At 33.1% G+C, this 14,347-nt stretch carries 10 protein-coding genes; 2 read left to right on the top strand and 8 right to left on the bottom strand.

The window, feature by feature from the left end:
• Positions 1-219 precede the first annotated feature (219 nt).
• From yidC to bshC, 8 genes are all read right to left on the bottom strand, one after another.
• Positions 220-2,130: a membrane protein insertase YidC gene (gene yidC / locus TD29_RS12685; protein WP_040281118.1), complete on the bottom strand. Its 1,911-nt coding sequence runs from the start codon at positions 2,128-2,130 to the stop codon at positions 220-222.
• Between the two features lie 70 nt (positions 2,131-2,200).
• Entirely contained in the window at positions 2,201-3,841 is a 1,641-nt protein-coding gene (locus TD29_RS12680) for a CTP synthase (RefSeq protein ID WP_040281117.1), read from the bottom strand.
• Between the two features lie 250 nt (positions 3,842-4,091).
• The gene (locus tag TD29_RS12675; protein WP_040281116.1) at positions 4,092-4,325 is read right to left on the bottom strand and encodes a DUF3820 family protein; all 234 of its coding nucleotides are present in this window, start codon (positions 4,323-4,325) and stop codon (positions 4,092-4,094) included.
• Position 4,326: 1 nt separating this feature from the next.
• Positions 4,327-4,869 carry a DUF922 domain-containing protein gene (locus TD29_RS12670; protein WP_040281115.1) on the bottom strand — a complete coding sequence of 181 codons (543 nt, stop codon included), beginning with the start codon at positions 4,867-4,869 and terminating at the stop codon, positions 4,327-4,329.
• 9 nt (positions 4,870-4,878) lie between these two features.
• Complete coding sequence (locus TD29_RS12665; RefSeq protein ID WP_040281114.1) at positions 4,879-5,280, bottom strand: OsmC family protein; 402 nt, start codon at positions 5,278-5,280, stop codon at positions 4,879-4,881.
• Positions 5,281-7,188 (bottom strand): LysM peptidoglycan-binding domain-containing protein, encoded by a 1,908-nt coding sequence (locus TD29_RS12660; protein ID WP_040281113.1) that lies wholly within the window; start codon positions 7,186-7,188, stop codon positions 5,281-5,283.
• A gap of 139 nt (positions 7,189-7,327) precedes the next feature.
• A complete protein-coding gene (gene guaA / locus TD29_RS12655) occupies positions 7,328-8,863 on the bottom strand; it encodes a glutamine-hydrolyzing GMP synthase (RefSeq protein WP_040281112.1) in 1,536 nt (511 codons plus the stop codon).
• Between the two features lie 139 nt (positions 8,864-9,002).
• Positions 9,003-10,604 carry a bacillithiol biosynthesis cysteine-adding enzyme BshC gene (gene bshC, locus TD29_RS12650; protein ID WP_040281111.1) on the bottom strand — a complete coding sequence of 534 codons (1,602 nt, stop codon included), beginning with the start codon at positions 10,602-10,604 and terminating at the stop codon, positions 9,003-9,005.
• 122 nt (positions 10,605-10,726) lie between these two features.
• Between bshC and TD29_RS12645 the strand changes: the two genes are divergently transcribed.
• On the top strand, positions 10,727-13,213 hold the full coding sequence (locus TD29_RS12645) for a M14 family metallopeptidase (RefSeq protein WP_052467107.1): 2,487 nt from the start codon (positions 10,727-10,729) through the stop codon (positions 13,211-13,213).
• Between the two features lie 299 nt (positions 13,214-13,512).
• Positions 13,513-14,325, top strand: coding sequence for a hypothetical protein (locus tag TD29_RS12640; RefSeq protein ID WP_040281110.1), 813 nt, complete (start codon positions 13,513-13,515; stop codon positions 14,323-14,325).
• Positions 14,326-14,347 lie beyond the last annotated feature (22 nt).

The raw sequence follows: 14,347 nt of genomic DNA, 5'->3' as shown, positions 1-14,347 counted from the left end.
TTGTACGAAACATCAACTTTCCATTATTTTCTTCGGAAATGTATCCTTATAACAGCTATTGTGACTTTAAACAAACACCTATGTAATATTAAGGCATCTTATCTAGACGAGTTTTAAACATCAGCTACAGTATTAAATGTGTTACATTTCTGAAGTCATAAAAACCTAAAAAGCCTTTAGAATTCACTAAAGGCTTTTTTTAATATTGACGATTTAAATCTATTTCTTTTTCTTTTGCTGCGCTTGCTTTTGCTGTTCCGCTTGCTCCATCATATCAGCCATTTTCTTTTGAAACTTATTTTGTTTCTTAGGCTTTGTTTTATTCACTTGAATCTGAGCATGAATCTTATCTTCATCTAGAATAAAATTCTTGATCACCAACATAATTCCAATACTAATTAGGTTTGAAATAAAGTAATATAAACTCAATCCAGATGCATATTGGTTAAAGAAAACAAGCATTAAAATTGGTGAGAAGTAAATCATGTACTTCATCATTTTAGCCATATCTGGCATTCCTTCTTGTGTAGGTTGTGAAGCCATTTGTTGACCTGTTGTCATTTTCATATAGAAGAAAATAGCAATAGCCGCCAAAATAGGAAACAAACTAATGTGATCACCATACATTGGAATACTAAACCCATTTGGAAAATCATAAATAGAATCAAATGATGATAAATCGTCAGCCCAAAGGAAACTCTTTTGACGTAAAGCAAATGCTGTTGGGAAAAACATAAACAAGGCGTAAAATACAGGAAGCTGTATTAATCCTGGTAAACAACCAGCCAACGGACTAGCTCCTGCTTTATTTTGAAGTGCCATGGTTTCTTGTTGCGCCTTCATTTTATTGTCTTTATACTTTTCTCTAATCGCATCTAGTTCTGGTTTTAAAACCTTCATTTTTGCTTGAGATAAAAACTGCTTGTATTGTACAAATGACATCACTAATTTTATTAAGACAGTCATCACAATAATTGCAATACCATAAGGCAAGAAACCACTTAAGAAACCAAACAATGGAATAAATAAGTGCTTGTTAATCCATCCAAAAATTCCCCAACCAAATGGAATACTCTCTTCTAAACTGTGATCATATTGTTTTAAAACCTTACTATCTGTAGGTCCAAAATAAAGTTTGAAGTTATTTGTTGCTTCGCCATTTGTAAAATTTAAAGGCAACTTAGATGCAAACTGTTTGGTGTAAATGGTGTCTACATCTTCATCTTCTACCAAATCTACAGTAGAAATTCTTGCATTTTTTATTGGGTTCTCTGCGACTAATATTGTACTAAAAAAGTGTTGTCTGTATGATAACCAACGTGCATCTTCTAAAGTTTCTTCATCTTCTCCTCCTTGCGCTAACTTGTCTATTTTTTCACCATCATACATGTAAGTTAATCGTGTGTAACGATTTTCATAAGAAACACTTTCATCATGACGATACGTTTTTAATTGCCAATCTAAGTCAATAGCTTGAGAACTATTTACAACCGAATTTAAACCTTTAGAACTAATAGAAAAATCCATCATATAGTTATCTGGCTTCAACTCATAACGGTATTCTAAATATTGATTTTCAGACGCTTTAAATTTCATTGACACCACAGTATTGTCTCCATTTTTGGTTACTGTAGGTTGAAAATACTTGTCTTGAGTATTTAAAATTCTATTATCTGTTGTTGGTAATGTGATATTAAAAAACTCATTTCCATCTTCAATTAATGCGATAGGTACTGAATCATAATCCACAAATTTTTTCAAAATTACTTCAGAAAGAAACCCACCTTTATTACTAAATTTTAAATCTAGCACATCTGTAGATACTGTTGTAAAATCATCGGTTGCAGATGGTAATGTTGATGAATACGCAAAAGCGCCTAGTTTATTTTTTAACTCAGCTAATTTTAATGAATCTCCAGGATTTGGTGCTGTAAAGTCTTCGGTCGTAGTGACTTTGGCATCTTTAACCTGCTTAGTTTCAGCTTTTTTATTAGCTTCAATTTGTTCTTGCTTTTCTTGTTCTGCTAATTCTTCAGGAGAGGGTTGATTTTTCCACATCATGAAGATTAATATTCCGAAGATAAGAATGAATCCTATAATCGATTTTACGTCGAATTTTTTTTCTTCCATTGTTTAGTTTATGAGTTTCTCAGATTGGTTAGTGAGAATAATATGCTTTTAATCAAAAAGCTATCCAATATTATTTCTGTGCCATACTGACACTTTTGTTATTTATTTTATAGTCTAAGGCTGCCTTTACAAAGGATACAAATAATGGATGCGGATTAGAGACCGTACTCTTATATTCTGGATGATACTGCACACCAACAAACCAATTGTGAGCTGGGATTTCTACAATTTCAACCAAGCCTGTTTCTGGATTTAATCCTGTGGCTTTCATTCCAGCCTCTTCTATTTGTTGCTTATAAGCGTTATTAAATTCATAACGATGCCTATGTCGTTCTTTAATATCTACCGTGTTGTAAATATGTTGCGCTAAACTCCCCTCAATTAATTTACAATCCCAAGCTCCTAAACGCATAGTACCACCTTTATCAATAATGGTTTTTTGAGATTCCATAAGGTTTATTACTGGTTCTGGAGTTTGCTCATCCATTTCGGTAGAATTTGCATTTGCCAATCCTAATACGTTTCTAGAATATTCAATTACTGCCATTTGCATGCCTAAACAAATCCCTAAAAACGGAATATTTTGCTCACGAACATAACGTACTGCTTCAATTTTACCTTCAATACCTCGTTCACCAAAACCTGGAGCCACTAGAACACCGTGCAAATGTTTTAACTTTTCGGCAGCATTAGTTTCTGTCAAATATTCAGAATGAATAGACTCAATATTAACTTTTACCTCATTCTCTGCACCTGCATGAATAAACGCTTCTAAAATAGATTTATACGAATCTTGAAGCTCAACATATTTTCCAATTAAACCAATTGTTACCTCACCTTTTGGATTTTTATGACGTGATAAAAACTGATTCCAAATGCTTAAATCTGGCTGAGCACTTTTTAAGGCCAACTTTTTTAATACAACGGTATCTAAACCTTGTTCTAACATTAAATTAGGTACGTCATAAATCGTTGAAGCATCAATAGATTGAATCACAGCTTCTGGACGCACGTTACAAAACTTAGCGAGTTTATCTCTTAAATCTATTGGTAATTCATGCTCTGTACGACAAACTAAAATATCTGCCATGACACCACTTTCCATGAGTGTTTTAACACTATGTTGGGTTGGTTTCGTTTTTAATTCTCCTGCGGCAGATAAAAAAGGCACCAACGTTAAATGAATAACGATAGCATTATCTTCTCCTAAATCCCATTTTAATTGTCTTACCGCTTCAATATATGGCAAGGATTCTATATCTCCTACAGTTCCTCCAATTTCAGTAATAACAATATCATAATCACCAGAGTTTCCTAAAATTTGAACACGATGTTTGATTTCGTCAGTAATATGAGGAATCACTTGTACCGTTTTCCCTAAAAACTCACCACGACGCTCTTTCTCTATCACACTTTGATAAATACGACCTGTGGTTACGTTATTAGACTGACTTGTTGGCACATTTAAAAAACGTTCATAATGGCCAAGATCAAGATCTGTTTCGGCTCCATCATCTGTCACATAACATTCGCCATGTTCGTACGGATTTAAAGTTCCAGGATCTACGTTTATGTAAGGATCTAATTTTTGAATTGTGGTTCTGTAACCTTGTGCTTGTAAAAGCTTAGCTAAAGAGGCTGCGATGATACCTTTTCCTAAAGAAGAAGTAACACCTCCAGTTACAAAGATGTATTTTGTGGTAGTTGTCATGATGCGCTGTTAAACGCAGGCAAATTTACAAAATTTAAATAGTTATTATAGTAAACTTTTTAGGTTTGTTTTTAATACGGAAATGTGCCTGGTTTTAAATTAGTGATTTTCATTTTATCATATCAAAAACCAAAACAAAACCATGATAATGAGCGCTTTAAAAACAATAACTATGATCACAACTATAAATTAAACAGACTTAAATTCACGAAAACTCATAAATCGTAATTTATTAATCTTACAAAATTATCTATGGTTTAGGATACCGTTTTTTAATATCACGAATTAAATACTCTAAACCATTTAATTTTAACTCATATACTTGCGTCAACATATCTCCTAATTTTCCCGTCGGAAATCCTTTATTATGATACCAAACTATATAATATTCTGGTAAATCTATGAGAAAACGACCTTCATATTTACCGTAAGGCATTTTTGTATGTGCGAGTTTGATTAAGAAATTTTTATCTGGACCTACCATATTATCTAGAGCGGAAGTCTTTATATTTATCGAGTTCATTTTTAACAAATTTAGACCAAGTCACTTGTTCTACCTTGTTAATAGAATTATTTGTTTGTGTATCGTAAGTATTTTGCATTATCGCCAACTCTTTATTGGCTTGCTCATGAACGGCTCTTAAATCATGCTTAATGTGTTGTGACACCTTAATTTTAGAAATATTATATCGCAGTTTTCTCACATGTAGTTCGGTAATATCGAAATGCAATTGCTCATGTGCTAAAATATGATCATCACCTTTAGTTTTATTATACCATGATTTTTCTGGATAGAAATGCGCATAAGTTTCTGCACTAAAATCTACAAATTTCCCATCAGATTCACTTACCGAAAATGAAAACGTAATCCCAGAAGCTGTGACTGCAACAGCATCTGTATTTACATCTACTGCACCTTTAAAATCTGCCCAAGTAAGTTTCTTGCTTTCACTCCAAGACATAGTAACTTCATTGGTTGTGGCAAATTTCAGAAGGCATAATAAAACAATTAATAAACGCGATAACATGTATTGACATTATTTCCAGTTAAACGTGATATCCTTTTCGATATCTGGATGTAAACTGTAATGTACAGGACAGGTATTTGCCGTATGTTCTAGAATTTTACGTGTTTTGGCATTTGCTTCAAAAGGAAAATCTAAAACCACTTCAATTTTCGAAATTCGTCTAGGATCACTTGCCATTGTCTTGGTAACATGAGCAGTTGTACCTGTCATATCAACGTCTAAACCTTTTGCTTTAATTCCCATAACAGTAATCATGCAACTTGCTAATCCTGTAGCAACAGTATCTGTAGGTGAAAACGCTTCACCTTTACCATTATTGTCTACAGGTGCATCTGTAAGAAAAGAATTATTAGATTTTAAATGAACACTTTCTGTTCTTAAATCGCCTAAGTACGTTACTTTTGAAGTCATTTATTTAGCTTCTACTATGGTTAAATTATCAAATTTCACAACATAAACGGCTTCATTATAAAAGCCACCAAACATTTTTTTAGAATATCTAAATTTATTTTCTACGTACTCGGTTTCTATATCACTAGAAGACGCAGTATACAAATCGTCATTACTTGATAAACGCAATAAAAGATCTAGAGTTAAATCAAATCCTCTTACTGCATATTTATTTGGGCTTACATTATATTCTCGTCTATAAGCTCTAATAAATGCATTTTTTGACGAACCAATATCTGCTGTTTTATTAACTGACGGATAATGAAACTTTAAGTTAGATAAATGATAGTTTGAAATTTCTCTACCTTCAAAAGCTCTATTTTTATCTGTTGTGAACAAAAATATTTCCTTACCATCCATAATCAAACCATTAATCATACTAATTACGTTTGAAGCAAAGCCTTCGTTAGCTGTTTCTAAGAACACAATATTTTTTCCGTTTTTAAATATATTTTCTACTTCAGTTTGATATATAAAATAGGCTTCTTTACCTTTTTTATCTTTTCTAGAATAGATTTGTTTTGCGTCTGGAAACTCAGTTTTTAGCTTATCACTAATACGTTTGTGTTTTGAATCTGAAATGATAACCACATGTTTTGGTAGTGAGTCTGATTTCACAAACTTAATAATTGTATCTTCTAGCAACTCACTAGACGGTACACTTTGAAACACATTTTCATGTAATGTGGTAGGCATTGAAAAAGGAGAAATCACAGGAACGTTATCACGTTTTAATTCTGAAGCCACACGATCTAGATTTTTAGGAACTAATGGCCCAATAACAGCATCATAATTTGTAAAATCATTTGCGCTTAAAATATTAGAAACTTCAGCTGCTTGATTTCTGGTATCAAATACTTTTAAGTCTGTAGAAATTCCTAAGCGTTTTGCTGAGTCGATAGCCATTAATGCTCCAGCATGAAAATCTAATGATATGGATAACAACGCATCTTTTCTAATTTTCTTTTTAGCTTCTTGTACAGAATCTACATCAACTCGATGCAATCGATAAGGTAACATTAACGCGATCTTTTTCTGACTTAAGTTTTTAAGATTCGTAGTTAAATTGGTATTTGCTAAATCCTCAACATTTGTTACAATTTTAACATCTGAAGGCACTTTCAAAACCATACCTAATTTGAGTCCGGTTTCTTTTAATCCAGGGTTTAACGTTTCTAGTTGTTCTTGAGACACACCTAGTTTTCTATCAAGAGCCATATAACCTTCACTCTTTAAAACTGTATAGTAGCTGTAGTTTTCTTCAACAGTTTTTTCTTCATTATTACTAATATTTGGCACATTTACCACTTGTCCTGGTTGAAGTACATCTGCTAAATCTGGGTTCAACGCTTCTAATTGTGGTACTGTAATCCCAAATTTATAAGCGACTCTCCACTTTCCTTCTTTTGGTAAAACCGTATATTTTTTAATAGTATTATTAAGAGAAACTTTACTTACAATAGTTTTGTATTTTGGAATTTGAATTTTGTCACCTTTACGTAAATCTTCAGAATACAATCTTCTATTATGCTTTTTAATATCATCTATCTCAACACTATATTGTTTAGAGATACTATATAAAGTCTCTTTGCGTTTTACACGATGCTTTTTATATCCAATCACCTCTTTTACAGGCTCATTTACAGGCTCATTTTTTACACGTGTGGTTGGAATGATAAGAACTGTATCTGGTTTTACTGATGTTTTTGCATCTGGATTAAGTGCTAAAATATCAAAAGGTGTCACTAAATATAGCTTAGCAATGCTCTCTATTGTCTCACCGTCTTTGACTTTATGTGTTTTAAAATCTTGTGCAAATACAGAGAAACTGCAAAACAAAATAATAATGATTAGAATGACTTTTTTCATTTATAAACGTATTTCTTTATGTCCTTTTCCTTGGCTACCAAAAGGCAGGTCTAGGAAATTTAATTATCTGTATATTATATCGTTTTAGACTTCACAAGTGTAAACACTGCAAACTGTGAACTAATATCAGGATACCAATTTATTCCCACTCAATTGTAGCAGGTGGCTTTGAACTAATATCATAAACCACTCTATTAACGCCTTTTACTTTATTTATAATCTCGTTAGACGTTTTTTGTAAAAACTCGTATGGTAGATTAACCCAATCTGCGGTCATACCATCTGTACTTTCTACAGCTCTTAACGCTACACATTTTTCGTAGGTTCTTTCATCTCCCATTACACCTACACTATTTACAGGAAGCAACATAGCTCCTGCTTGCCACACTTGATCGTATAAATTCCAAGATTTTAAGTTATCAATAAACACAGCATCAACCTCTTGTAATATACGTACTTTTTCAGGAGTGATATCTCCTAAAATACGAATTGCTAAACCAGGTCCTGGAAATGGATGACGTCCTAAAATATCTTTATCCATTCCCATAGAAGCACCTACTCTACGAACCTCATCTTTAAATAAGGCTTTTAAAGGTTCTACAATTTTAAGTTTCATAAAATCAGGCAAACCACCAACATTATGATGACTTTTAATTGTAGCGCTTGGTCCTCCTGTTGCAGATACACTTTCAATCACATCAGGATAAATAGTACCTTGCGCTAACCATTTTACATCTTTAATATCATTGGCCTCATCATCAAAAACCTCAATAAATACGCGACCTATAGCTTTCCGTTTTTTCTCAGGATCGCTTTCATCTTTCAAGGCTTCCAAAAAGCGTGCCGAAGCATCTACTCCTTTTACATTTAAGCCCATACCTTCATATTGTAGAAGTACACTTGAATATTCATTTTTCCGAAGTAACCCATTATTTACAAAAATACAATAGAGGTTTTTCCCTATGGCTTTATGTAATAATATGGCTGCAACTGATGAATCTACACCTCCAGACAATCCTAAAACGACTTTATCGTCTCCTAATTGTGCTTTGAGATCTGCTACAGTTTCGTCAACAAACGAATCTGGCGTCCAGTCTTGGTCTAATTGAGCAATGTGTACTAAGAAATTTTCTAATATTTGTTTTCCATCTGTTGAGTGATACACTTCTGGATGAAATTGAATCGCATAGGTTGTTTCACCTTCAATTTTAAATGCTGCATTCTCAACATCATGTGTACTAGCTAGTAGCACTCCGTTTGTTGGTAATTGCTTAATTGTATCACTGTGGCTCATCCAAACTTGGCTACCTTTAGAAATACCTGTAAAGAAATCGTCGTCTTGTTTTACATAACTTAAATTAGCTCTACCGTATTCTCTAGTGTTAGATTCTGCCACCTTTCCTCCAGAAAAATGAGCCAAATACTGAGCGCCATAGCAGACGGCTAGCATTGGTTTTTTTCCTCTAATTTGAGTAAGGTCTGGATGTAAAACATCTTCTCCTCTAACCGAATTTGGGCTACCAGAAAGAATGACAGCTTTATAACTCTCAGAATCTACAGGGACTTTGTTGTATGGATGAATTTCGCAATAGATATTTAATTCTCTAACGCGTCGTGCAATAAGTTGTGTGTATTGCGAACCGAAATCTAAAATTAGGACTTTGTTGTGTTGCATGCACAAAAGTAATAAGGATTTAGGAATTACAATTTACCTTTTTCACTTTTTTGAATTAACTTTTTAACAGTTTATCATTTGATGTTAATTCTTGTAGATTTTTAAATAAAAGGGCTCTTAATTAACCATCAATCAAACTCTAAACGGTTAATACTAAAAACTCACCATTTAAAGGCTCTAAGTGTTCTAATAACTTTGGAACTAATGTTTCTCCATATTCTAAATAAAATTCAGAGAAATTCATATTACGTTCTTGTAAACTTTGACGCGGAAACAAATCATCTTGCAATGTTGTTACGCGTTCTAGATAATCACTTAGTTTTCGTTTTTGTGCTTTTAACAATCTACTTTCTAGATGTTCTAGTCCGTTGATTTGTTTCATTTCTTGCGCTTTTACTGCTCCAACAAAAGATTGATCGGTTTGTTCTGCGATTTTATACAAGTCGTTAAATTGTTGTTGTAAATGTTTTTTTTGGGTAGAAAAATCAATATTTACTTCTGAAATTTGTTTAGTCACTTTAGTGCGTAGATCATTTTGCTTTAAAAATAAATCTCTAACTGACACCTCAAGTTTTTCTAGTTTCTCTTGTTGCTTATCTGTTATCAACAACACTGAATTACGCAACAACAACATAGGAAACACTACCTTTTGAGCTTCAAAATTAGACTTGAGTTGTAACCAATAAGCCAACTCTCCTCCTCCTCCAATATAACAAAGGTTTGGCAAAATAACCTCTTGAAATAGAGGTCGCATAATTACATTTGGCGAAAACCGTTCTGGCGCCTCAGCGAGGTGTTTAAGTATTTCATTTTGGCTCCATGTTATAGTAGTGTTATTGACTTTATAAATGCCGTTGGTTTCAATAATACGTTCTCTAACATTTTTTGTAATGTAGAACAAATTGATTTCTCTTGGATTGACTTGAATTTTATAATTTCCGTCGAGATTATTCAGTTTTTCGTTTGCTTGAGTTACTTTTTCAAAAGAGGTTTGATGAACCAACTCCTCTTCTATATAAGGTACAAACAATCGTTTTAAATCTAAATCATTACCATCAACAATTACCAAACCATACTCTTTAAATAGCTCGTTAACCAAATAACGCATAGCTACAGTCAAATCTCGATGTTCTAAGTACGCATTTTTAAATAACTGCTTTATGTGTTGTGCATTTGTTGTTGTATTTAATTGACTAGCAAAAGCTTCAAAAACCTGATCTAGACCATCTAATTGCAATTCTCCCACAGCTCCAGAAGCCTCACGATTCCATTGTACTTTTTGTCCGCGGAAATTAAAATAATTGATCTCTTCAAAATCATGATCTTCGGTTGCCATCCAATAAATTGGCACAAAATCTTGCTTAGGATGTGCCGCTTTTAACTGTTTACACAAGTTTATTGTGGAGATAATTTTATAGAAAAAATAAAGCGGTCCTGTAAACAAATTTAATTGGTGACCTGTCGTAACTGTAAACGTATTTTCGTTGCTTAATGCACTAATATTTTTTTGAGTTGCTTCGGAAACATCCACTGAAGCGTACTGGTTTTTCAACGATTGTACTAACGCAGTTCTCGTTTCCGAAGAAAAAGAATCTTGCTTTTCGTTAATTTGAGCTTCAAAATTCTCGAGCTTAGGGAATCGATTATAAAACGATGTTAAATTTGATTTTTCATCTAAATAATCGCAAATTAAAGAAGAGAAATAGCTGGTTTCTCTAAACGGGATACAGTCTGTTGGCATAGTTACAATTCAATTCTTTGGTAAAGATAATGTACTTAACTTTTTTTGAGTCCTAAATTTTAGTTAATTGATGTTGACTTGCTATCTTTACTCAATATCACAACTCACTTAGATTTTTATTTATGAATAAGTCATACGCTTTTATCCTTGCCCTATTTTGTTCTGTCTCCATTTTTGCTCAAAACCTACAATCGCCTTCCAAATTTTTAGGATATGAACTAGGCACCAAATTTTCTAGACATCATCAAGTTATAGATTACTTTGAGCATGTTGCTCGTACATTTCCGCAGCAAGTAACATTAGAGCAATATGGCGAAACCAATGAAAGACGTCAATTAATGCTAGCCTATATTTCTAGTGAAGACAACATGAAAAAGCTAGAGCAAATACGAGAAAACAATCTTAAAAACACTGGTATTATTAAAGGAGATTCTAATACCAATGATATAGCCATAGTTTGGTTAAGTTATAATGTACATGGCAATGAAGCCTCAAGCACAGAAGCGTCTATGTTAACCCTTTATAAATTACTAACCGATAAACAAGACTACTTAAAAAATACGGTTGTGATTATTGATCCTTGTATAAATCCAGATGGAAGAGATCGCTATGTAAATTGGTATAATGAAACCGCGAGTGTACCTTATGATATTGACCAACAAGCTAGCGAGCATCATGAGCCGTGGCCAGGAGGACGACCAAACCATTATCTTTTTGACTTAAATAGAGATTGGGCTTGGGCAACGCAAGTAGAAACTCAAGCACGTTTAAAAGTGTATAATAAATGGATGCCTCATATTCATGTTGATTTTCATGAGCAAGGTATAAATGAACCATACTATTTTGCACCTGCTGCCGAACCTTTTCATGAAATTATTAGCGATTGGCAACGTAATTTTCAAACTCAAATAGGTAAAAACCACGCCAAATATTTTGATGCAGAAGGTTGGTTATATTTTACGCGTGAGCGTTTTGATTTATTGTATCCAAGCTATGGTGACACGTACCCAACATACATGGGAGCCATTGGCATGACTTACGAGCAAGGTGGTCATGGTCGTGCTGGATTGGGAATTTTAAATGACGAAGGTGATGAATTAACATTGATTGATAGATTAACTCATCATACTGTTTCTGGATTATCAACCATAGAAATTTCGTCTAAAAATGCTAAAAAATTAAATTCAGAGTTTACCAATTATTTTGATAATTCTAAACTCACTTATAAAAGCTATGTGTTACAAGGAAATCCAGATAAAATTGAGAGTTTAATACAGCTTCTAGACCAACATGAGATTACTTATGGTTTCGCTCAAGGCGGAAAAGTAACTGGCTACAACTATTCAACTTCTAAAGAAGGTCAACTCAATGCTACAAGTAAGGATTTGGTAGTGAGTACAAATCAGCCTAAAGGAAAAATGGTTAAGGTTTTATTTGAACCTCAAACTACATTAAGCGATTCTCTCACTTATGATATCACAGCTTGGTCTTTGCCTTATGCTTATGGATTAGATGCTATTGCTAGTAAAAAACAAGTATCAACTTCTGTTGTTGGCATAACACCTCAATTAAATAATAAAAACACCTCTGCTACTGGCTATGCTCTAGCCTGGAATTCATTACAAGATGCTCAATTTTTAAGTGATATTTTAAAACAAGACATCAAAGTACGCTTTACCGAAAAACCATTTACTACTCAAGGTAAATCTTACAATCGCGGATCGTTAATTATTGTTCGTGGTGATAATAAACATATTACAGATTTAGATGACAAAATAATAGCAACAGGCAACAAACACAAACGCGCTTTAAGTGCTATCACCACTGGTTTCTCAACCTCTGGACCTGATTTTGGATCTCCAGATATTAAATTAGTAAATCCGCCAAAAATTGCAATGCTCTCTGGAGATTATACATCGTCCCTAAGTTATGGAGAGTTATGGCACTTTTTTGAGCAGCAGCTTCACTATCCTGTAACGTCTATAAATACAGATGATGTATCACGTAGTAACCTTTCAAAATTTAATATATTGATTTTGCCAAATGGGTATTATGGAGGTTTACTAAATGATGATTTAACCAAGAAAATTAAAACTTGGGTTCAGGCTGGCGGAAAACTCATCGCCATAGATGGTGCTTTACATAGTTTTGTTGGCAAGGATGGTTTTGGATTGCAACGTCTTTCAACTAAAGATGTTTCCGAAGAAAAAAACCTAACCATTTCATATGCAGATAGAGAACGTGATAACACGAAAAATCTAATTACAGGAGCCATTTTTAAAACCGATGTAGATAACACGCATCCTATGGCATTTGGGTATGACAATACTTATTTTACTTTAAAACTAGGAAGTTCATCTTATAGTTTGTTAGAAAACGGATACAATGTGGCTTATTTTGGTGATAATCCTAAAAACGTATCTGGTTTTGCTGGGCAACACGCACTAAAAAAATTGAACAACTCTTTAATTTTTGGCGAGCAACGTTTAGGTAGCGGAAGCATTATTTATATGGTAGACAATGTCATGTTTAGAAGTTTTTGGGAGAATGGAAAACTGTTTTTTGTGAATTCTATATTTTTTGTAAATAACAATTTAGTGGAATTATAGTTTTTAATTTATTGTAATCTGTTTTAAGCGCTATCACAGCATGGATAATTTTATGCTTTATGACTAAGATAGCGATAATGTGATTATTAGAATTTCCGAAGAAAACCTGTATAAAAATATCCAGAATCACTTAAATAATCATGTCTTTTTTTTATAATTAGCTTCAACTAGCATCGTCTTAAAACCGCGACTATAAAGGTTTTGACAAAAAATTGACACTTTTTTTACAATTTAAATTACCCTACAATTCTTAATCAATTCTATATTTGATGTACGTCAATCGCAAATATATACTGATTATGAAAACAAATGCTAAAATGTGCTTCGGAAAATTAACTGTACTAACCCTGTTTGTCATTTGTTATACAAGTTGTAACAACACCAATAATGATACAGCACCTCAATCAAACATTGATACGGTTGCTTTATTAAATGCTAATTTAGAATGGCCTGCAATGAATGCTATTCCAGACTTATATTTTGGAGTCGATTCTCGAGGTGCTGCCATAAAAAAAGCAGACATTGATAAAGCGACGTCAATTTATGACTTTCTTAATGAAGGTGAGAAACAACAAATTGTACAGTTAAATTATACTGAAATAATCATTATAAAAAACGGACAACAAACAGATATTAGAGCGCATAGTAATAATGATCAACTTACTCCTGCACAAATTAATTTACTGAGAACTTCAGATCTTTTTACGCAATTCTCTATTAAAACACATTTTAAATCAAAAAATAAAGAGAATGGTAAATTAGAAGACCGATTTTTTAATCCGCATTTAACAATCGTTCCAGAAAAACAAGCGACTTATGTAAACGGCAAAGAAGCATTAATACGCTACTTTAAAGATCATAGTAAAACTCATTTGAATGTTATAAAAGGTGACACTTTTAATCCTGTGATGATATATTTTACAGTCACAAAAGCAGGATTAATCTCTAACGTGTACTTAGAACAAATGAAAACAGGATATCCTTCAATTGATGCAAAATTTACAGATCTTGTTAAGACTATTCCAGGACAATGGTCTCCAGCCGAAAATGCCAAAGGCGAACTCATTGATCAAGAATTGGTATTTACCTTTGGACCATTAGATGGATGTTAGGATACTATAATTTTTGATGCTA

Source organism: Psychroserpens damuponensis, assembly GCF_000826655.1.
GTDB classification, from domain to species: domain Bacteria; phylum Bacteroidota; class Bacteroidia; order Flavobacteriales; family Flavobacteriaceae; genus Psychroserpens; species Psychroserpens damuponensis.
This window is presented reverse-complemented; position numbering and strand designations above follow the sequence as displayed.